General features: G+C 66.2%; 1 protein-coding gene. It reads left to right on the plus strand.

Features of this window, described 5'->3' with window-relative positions:
* The coding region (locus tag ACW5F0_RS14745; protein ID WP_457000048.1) for an EF-Tu C-terminal domain-related protein at positions 1-495 on the plus strand (495 nt) is incomplete at its 5' end.
* Positions 496-524 lie beyond the last annotated feature (29 nt).

Consider the following 524-nt stretch of genomic DNA (forward strand, 5'->3'; position numbering starts at 1 on the left):
CGCATCGAGCGCGGCATCATCAAGGTGGGCGAGGAAATCGAGATCGTCGGCATCCGTCCGACCGTCAAGACGACCGTCACCGGCGTCGAGATGTTCCGCAAGCTGCTCGACCAGGGCCAGGCGGGCGACAACGCCGGCCTGCTGCTGCGCGGCACCAAGCGTGACGACGTGGAGCGCGGCCAGGTGCTGTGCAAGCCGGGTTCGATCAAGCCGCACACGGAGTTCGAGGCCGAGGTGTACGTGCTGTCGAAGGACGAGGGTGGCCGTCATACGCCGTTCTTCAAGGGCTACCGTCCGCAGTTCTACTTCCGCACCACCGACATCACCGGCGCCTGCGAGCTGCCGGAGGGCGTCGAGATGGTGATGCCGGGCGACAACGTGAAGATGGTGGTGACGCTGATCAACCCGATCGCGATGGACGAGGGCCTGCGCTTCGCGATCCGCGAAGGTGGCCGTACGGTCGGCGCGGGCGTGGTTGCCAAGGTCATCAAGTAAGTCAGCGTATCCCGGCGGCCGTTGGCCGC

The organism is Luteimonas sp. A534, assembly GCF_054072805.1.